Consider the following 6462-nt stretch of genomic DNA (forward strand, 5'->3'; position numbering starts at 1 on the left):
TGCCGCGCCAGCCATCACTGCTGGCTGGCGCCGATGGCGCACCGCAAGGCCATTAGAGGGCAATGCTACAATCCGGCCCGTCGCTCGCGCGGCCTCACCACGAATCGCGGGGCGGCTTTCACCCACGTTCCCGGCTCCTGGCGCTGCCATGGCACGTCCCGCGAAGACGCGTGCCGCCGGTTGCACCCAGGCCGGCCCCCATGTTCCGCCAGACAGGCCGCGGCGACGCCCGCAGGCATAAAGCCCCCCAATCACCGACCCGAGACCGGCGTGACGCCCGATCAGTATTGCCAAGAGAAAGCCGCGCAGAGCGGCTCCAGTTTCTATTACAGCTTCCTGTTCCTGCCGCCGGAGCGGCGGCAGGCCATCACCGCGCTCTACGCCTGGTGCAGGGAAGTCGATGATGTGGTGGACGACACCCAGGACGCCAGCGTTGCCCACCAACAGCTTGCCTGGTGGCGCAGCGAGCTTGGCCAGATGTTCAATGGCGCACCCACCCACCCCGTCACCAAGGCGCTCCAGCCGCACGTGCAGGCATACGGCCTGACGCAGTCGATGTTCGGCGAAGTGCTCGAAGGCATGGAGATGGACCTGACCCAGTCGCGCTACCTTGATGACATCGCGCTCGCGCGTTATTGCCATTGCGTGGCCGGTGTGGTCGGCACCATGAGCGCGCGCATCCTGGGCTATCAGGATCCGCGCACGCTCGAATTCGCGGAAAAGCTGGGCTTGTCGCTGCAGATGGTCAATATCCTGCGCGATGTCGGTGAGGACGCCCGGCGCGGCCGGATCTATCTGCCGGTCAACACGCTGCAGCGCTTCCAGGTACCCGTGTCCGAGATCAACCAGGCCAGCCATTCGGACCGCTTCGTGACGTTGATGCGCCACCAGGCCGAACAGGCCCGCGCGCTCTACCGGGAAGCGCTGGCGCTGCTGCCCCGCGCCGATCGCCGCGCCCAGCGCGCCGGCCTGGTGATGGGCGCGATCTACCAGACACTGCTTGATGAAGTCGAGGCCAGCGGCTTCCAGGTACTGAACCAGCGCATCTCGCTGACGCCGATGCGCAAGCTGTGGATCGCATGGAAGACCTGGATGGGCAATCGCTGACTGCCGCCTGAGTGCCCGCCGGGCGCGACGGGCTCCTGGCGGCCCGCGCCCGGGTATCATCACGAATCCTCACGCCCGCTTCCGGGCGCGAGGATTTCCGCATTGTCTCTGCCTTCCCTTCCGCGCAACCGCCATGACCCAATCTCCCCAGCCCCCCTTTCCGCTTGGCCAGGCCATTCTTGACCAGGCTGCCGCCCTGGCGCGCTTCTCGGACATGGAGGGTGGCCTGACTTGCGCCTACCTGACGCCCGCCCACCGCGCCGCGCAGGCCCGGTTGGCCGAATGGATGGAGGCGGCGGGGATGCGGGTTCGCATCGATGCCATCGGCAATGTGATCGGCCGCTATGCCGCCGATCCGGCCGTGGGCGATGCGGCGCGCGTGCTGATGACCGGCTCGCACTTCGACACGGTGCGCAACGGCGGCCGCTATGACGGCCGGCTCGGCATCCTGCTGCCGGTTGCCGTGGTGGGCGCGCTCAATGCCGCCGGCATCCGCCTGCCCTATCACTTTGACGTGGTGGGTTTCGCCGAAGAGGAAGGGCTGCGCTTCAAGACCAGCTTCCTGGCCAGCAGCGTGCTGGCCGGGCGCTTCGACCCGGCTTTGCTGGACCGCACCGACACCGATGGCGTGACGCTGCGCGAAGCGCTGGCCGCCTCTGGCCTGCCGGGCGCGGGCGCCATTGAAGCCCTGCAAGCCGCGGCGGTGGACCCCGCTACCCTGCATGGCTTTGTCGAAGTCCATATCGAGCAAGGCCCGGTCTTGCTGCACCACGGCCTGCCGCTCGGCGTGGTCACGCAGATTGCAGGCAGCAGCCGCTTCCAGGTACGCGTGCAAGGCCTGGCCAGCCACGCCGGCACCACCCCCATGACCATGCGCAAGGACGCCGCCGCGGCCGCCGCCGAAATGGTGCTGCTGGTGGAACGGCGCTGCGCCGAGGTGCCCGCGCTGGTCGGCACGGTGGGCCAGTTGCAGGTGCCGAACGGCTCAAGCAACGTCATCCCCGCCGAATGCGTGTTTTCCATGGACATCCGCGCTGGCGAGGATGGCATCCGCGAGGCCGCCATTGCCGACATCGTAGCCGGCATCCAGGCGATCGCCGCGCGCCGCGGCCTCGCTGCCGAGGTGGAACGCGTGCCGCCGGTGAACAACGCGCCCTGCGCGCGCTGGCTGATGGACCAGTTTGGCGCGGTGCTGAAAAAGCGCGGCCTGCAAGCCTACGAACTGCCCTCGGGCGCGGGGCACGACGCCATGATGATGCAGCGCATTACCGACGTGGCGATGCTCTTCGTGCGCTGCGGCAACGGTGGCATCAGCCACAACCCGCTCGAGACCATCACCGCGGACGACGCCCAGCAGGCCGCCGAGGCCTTCGTCGACTTCCTGCGGCATTTCCAGCCGCGCGCCTGACACCCCCCTGCGGCACGCTTGCGATCCCGGCACAAATCGTATTGGATGTAGGCACATCCAATCACAAGATCGAAAGATCACAAAGGAGACACGCATGGCGCGCCGCGAATTGTCGGTACTGACCGAGGGACACACCTTCCTGGAAGGCCCGCGCTGGCACGAGGGCCGGCTCTGGCTCTCGGATTTCTACACGCACAGGGTGATGGCGGTGAGCCTGGATGGCACCGTCGAGCCGATCGCCGAGGTACCCCAGCAGCCTTCGGGCCTGGGCTGGCTGCCGGACGGGCGCCTGCTGATCGTCTCGATGCGCGACCGCAAGCTGCTGCGGCGCGAAGCGGACGGCAGCCTCAGCGTGCATGCCGACCTCTCAGCAGTGGCCAGCGGGCATGTGAACGACATGGTGGTGGACCAGCACGGCCGTGCCTATGTGGGCAATTTCGGCTTCGACCTGATGGCCGGCGCGCCCATGCGCACCGCCAGCCTGGCGCGGGTCGATCCCGATGGCACGGTCACCGTGGTGGCCGACGGCCTGTTCTTTCCGAACGGCTCGGTCATTACGCCGGACGGCAAGTCACTGGTGGTTGGGGAGACGCTTGGCAACCGGATCTCGGCGTTCGATCTGCACGCGGATGGCTCGCTTGGCCCCCGCCGCGACTGGGCGCTGTTCGGCAGCCAGCCTGCCGGCACCGAGCTGGCTCAGGTGCTGGGCGGCGCCAAGGTCGCGCCGGATGGCTGCGCGCAGGACGCGGAAGGCGCGCTGTGGGTGGCCGACGCTATCGGTAATCGTGTATTGCGGGTGATGCCCGGCGGCCATATCGCTGAAGAGATCGCCTGCGGGACGGGCATATTCGCGGCAGCCCTGGGTGGCCCGCGAGGCACCACGCTGTTCCTGGCCGCGGCGCCGAATTTCGATGAGGCCGAGCGCCGCGCCTCCCGCCTGGGCCATATCCTGATGACCGAAGTGGAAGTGCCGCACGCCGGCCTGCCCTGAAAGGCGCCGGCATGGCAACCGGCGGGAACGTCTTGGGAAGGACCGGGACGCCGGCGGCGGCTGCAGGCGGGCCTACAGGCCAGAAGTAGGACGCACCCCGATAGCCGGATGCCGCGCACTATGCCAAGCTGCGTCATATGCGCGGCCTAGCCGCCCTGGTACATCTCCCGCCCCAGTTCATACAGGTTCTGGCGCAGCTTGCGCCGCTCGTCCGGCGAGAGCTTGTCGTTTGGAAGTGCGCGGGGCAGACGCTCGTTCAGATCGCGCTCGGTGCGGTACTTTCCGGCGCGCGCGCGCGCCTCATCTTGCCCGTTGTGCGGGCCGCCCTCACGGAGTCCGGCCTTGCCGGGACCAGGCAGCAAGTGCGCCATGCCAGGCGATTGCGGGTATCCCGCACTGGCAGCAAGCAGCAGCGCGACAGCCGCGCCGGCGCGGTAAAAGGTACGCCCGGCGCGCTTGCGGGTGACTTTCATTGATAATGGCGGTTTTGGCTTCGGAAGCGGCAGTAGCAGGACCGCCGGAAGCCGGAAATCCGGTAGCCCCGCCTCGCCGCCACATGGCAGTGAGTTTTCACGGCGGAAACCCACGAAAACCCCGTGGGACTGGCTGCGGAAACGGTATGCGGCAGTGTAAACGCAGGGTAGATGCGCGCCCCCATACCACGCGGTAAAGTATGTAACCTTTTGTTAAGCCATTTTGACCGAAAGCGTTTGTCGCTAAGATACCGCCATGGAAAATACCAGTCACAAGATTCTCGTCGTAGACGACGACCCCCGTCTGCGCGACCTGCTGCGCCGCTACCTTGGCGAACAGGGCTTCACGGTACTGGTAGCAGAAAACGCCACCGCGATGAACAAGCTTTGGTTGCGCGAGCGTTTCGACCTGCTAGTACTCGACCTGATGATGCCGGGCGAGGATGGCCTGTCGATCTGTCGCCGGCTGCGTGGCGCCAACGACCAGACGCCCATCATCATGCTTACCGCCAAGGGTGAGGATGTTGATCGCATCGTCGGCCTCGAGATGGGTGCCGACGACTACCTGCCCAAGCCTTTCAACCCGCGCGAGCTGATTGCGCGGATCCACGCGGTGCTGCGCCGCAAGGGTCCCGCCGAAGTCCCTGGCGCCCCCTCCGAAACCCCGGAAACCTTCGCTTTCGGCGACTTCGTGCTCAACCTCGCTACGCGCACGCTGACCAAGAACGACGAAGAGATCACCCTGACCACCGGCGAGTTCTCGGTGCTCAAGGTCTTCGCCCGGCATCCGCGCCAGCCGCTGTCGCGCGAGAAGCTCATGGAAATGGCGCGTGGCCGCGAATACGAGGTATTCGACCGCAGTCTCGACGTGCAGATCTCGCGCCTGCGCAAGCTCATCGAGCCCGATCCGGGCAATCCGCGTTTCATACAAACGGTCTGGGGCCTCGGCTACGTCTTCATCCCCGATGGCGTGAAGTAAGGCACCGCGGATCGTGGCGACTGTCATCAGCCGCACGGCTACGCGCCTGTTCGGTTCGCTGTTCTGGCGAACTTTCATGCTGATCGCCCTCTTGCTGGCGATCTCGCTGGGTATCTGGTTCCAGAGCTACCGGCTCTTCGAACGCGCTCCGCGCGCCCAGCAGGTCGCCATGCAGGTGGTCAGCGTGGTCAAGCTCACGCGCGCAGCCCTGCTCTATTCCGACCCCGCGCGGCGGCGCTTCCTGCTGCTCGACCTGGTGCAGAACGAAGGCATCAAGGTCTACCCGCGCGAGAAAGACGACGATTTCACCGTAGCGACGACAAATCCCTTCCTGACCCCACTGGTGCAGCAGGAGATTCGCAGCCGGCTTGGCGAAGGCACCGTGATCGCGACCACGGTGAACGACATCCCGGGGGTCTGGGTCAGCTTCGAGATCGAAGGCGACGACTACTGGGTCGCGATCAGCCCCGAACGGTTCGAACGCGTGCCCGGCATCCAGTGGCTCTGGTGGAGTATTGCCGCGCTGCTGCTGTCGATCATCGGCGCCGCCTTTATCACGTCGCTGGTCAACCACCCGCTCAAGCGGCTGGCCAACGCGGCGCGCGCCATCGGCGGCGGGGGCGACCCACCCACCCTGCCCGAGCACGGCGCCAGCGAGGTAGCGCAGGCCAACCACAGCTTCAACCAGATGGTGCGCGACCTGCGCCAGCTCGACGACGACCGCGTGGTCATGCTGGCCGGCATTTCGCACGACCTGCGCACACCGCTCACGCGGCTGCGGCTGGAAACCGAAATGTCGCCCGTGGATGACACCACACGGGAGGCCATGATCGCCGACATCGAACAGATGGACGCCATCATCGGGCAATTCCTCAACTACGCCCGGCCGGCGCTGGAGACCGTCGAACCCGTCGACCTTTCCGCCCTTGTCCAGGACGCTGTCGGCGTCTATGGCGCGCACGACGATGTGCGCGTGCATGTACGCGCCAGCGCCCCCGTGATGGCCGTTGCCAACCGCATGGAAGTGCAGCGCATCCTCGACAACCTCGTTGAAAACGCGCGGCGCTATGCCAAGGATGAGGACAACGGGGTGGCGGTCGTCGAGATCAGTACGCGGATAGAAGACAAAGAAGCCGTGCTGACGGTGGCCGACCATGGCAATGGTGTGCCGGAAGCCCAGTTGCCGTTGTTGACGCGGCCTTTCTACCGGCTGGATGGCGCGCGCAGTGAAGCGAAGGGGGCGGGATTGGGCATGTCGATTGTCAACCGTATCCTGCAGCGGAATGGCGGGCGATTGATGTTGGCGAACCGGCCAGCGCCGGCCACGGGGCTGGTTGTCAGTGCGTTTTTCAGGCGGGCGTAAAGCGCCCCCCCCCCAAAGCCCTGCACTCGCACTCCGTAAACCTCAGATGAAAGCGCCGCAACCGATCCACGATTCGGTTTAGCCGTGTGAAGCGCCCGACGGGCGGACCACACCAACCCGCGATGCGAAGCGAGCCGTCAA

Annotated in this window: 6 protein-coding genes; 5 read left to right on the forward strand and 1 reads right to left on the reverse strand. The window is 66.3% G+C overall.

All coding sequences use genetic code 11. The features are described 5' to 3' along the window. The first annotated feature begins 270 nt into the window (after positions 1-270). The 3 genes from hpnD to CF70_RS25180 all read left to right on the forward strand — a co-directional run bounded on the left by hpnD (position 271) and on the right by CF70_RS25180 (position 3506). Positions 271-1107, forward strand: coding sequence for a presqualene diphosphate synthase HpnD (gene hpnD / locus CF70_RS25170; protein WP_035871022.1), 837 nt, complete (start codon positions 271-273; stop codon positions 1105-1107). 133 nt (positions 1108-1240) lie between these two features. Then, entirely contained in the window at positions 1241-2515 is a 1275-nt protein-coding gene (locus CF70_RS25175; protein WP_035871024.1) for a Zn-dependent hydrolase, read from the forward strand. Positions 2516-2609: 94 nt separating this feature from the next. Further along, positions 2610-3506 (forward strand): SMP-30/gluconolactonase/LRE family protein, encoded by an 897-nt coding sequence (locus CF70_RS25180; protein WP_035871026.1) that lies wholly within the window; start codon positions 2610-2612, stop codon positions 3504-3506. 146 nt (positions 3507-3652) lie between these two features. Here the strand turns inward: CF70_RS25180 and CF70_RS25185 are convergent, their stop codons facing one another. After that, a complete protein-coding gene (locus CF70_RS25185; RefSeq protein ID WP_035871029.1) occupies positions 3653-3979 on the reverse strand; it encodes a hypothetical protein in 327 nt (108 codons plus the stop codon). Between the two features lie 256 nt (positions 3980-4235). Between CF70_RS25185 and ompR the strand changes: the two genes are divergently transcribed. Both ompR and CF70_RS25195 read left to right on the forward strand, forming a co-directional pair. Continuing rightward, on the forward strand, positions 4236-4958 hold the full coding sequence (gene ompR / locus CF70_RS25190) for a two-component system response regulator OmpR (protein WP_006576352.1): 723 nt from the start codon (positions 4236-4238) through the stop codon (positions 4956-4958). 13 nt (positions 4959-4971) lie between these two features. Further along, a complete protein-coding gene (locus tag CF70_RS25195) occupies positions 4972-6321 on the forward strand; it encodes an ATP-binding protein (protein ID WP_035871030.1) in 1350 nt (449 codons plus the stop codon). Positions 6322-6462: the final 141 nt, after the last annotated feature.

Origin of the sequence: Cupriavidus sp. SK-3, from assembly GCF_000611145.1 — a bacterium.
In the GTDB taxonomy this organism is placed as follows: domain Bacteria; phylum Pseudomonadota; class Gammaproteobacteria; order Burkholderiales; family Burkholderiaceae; genus Cupriavidus.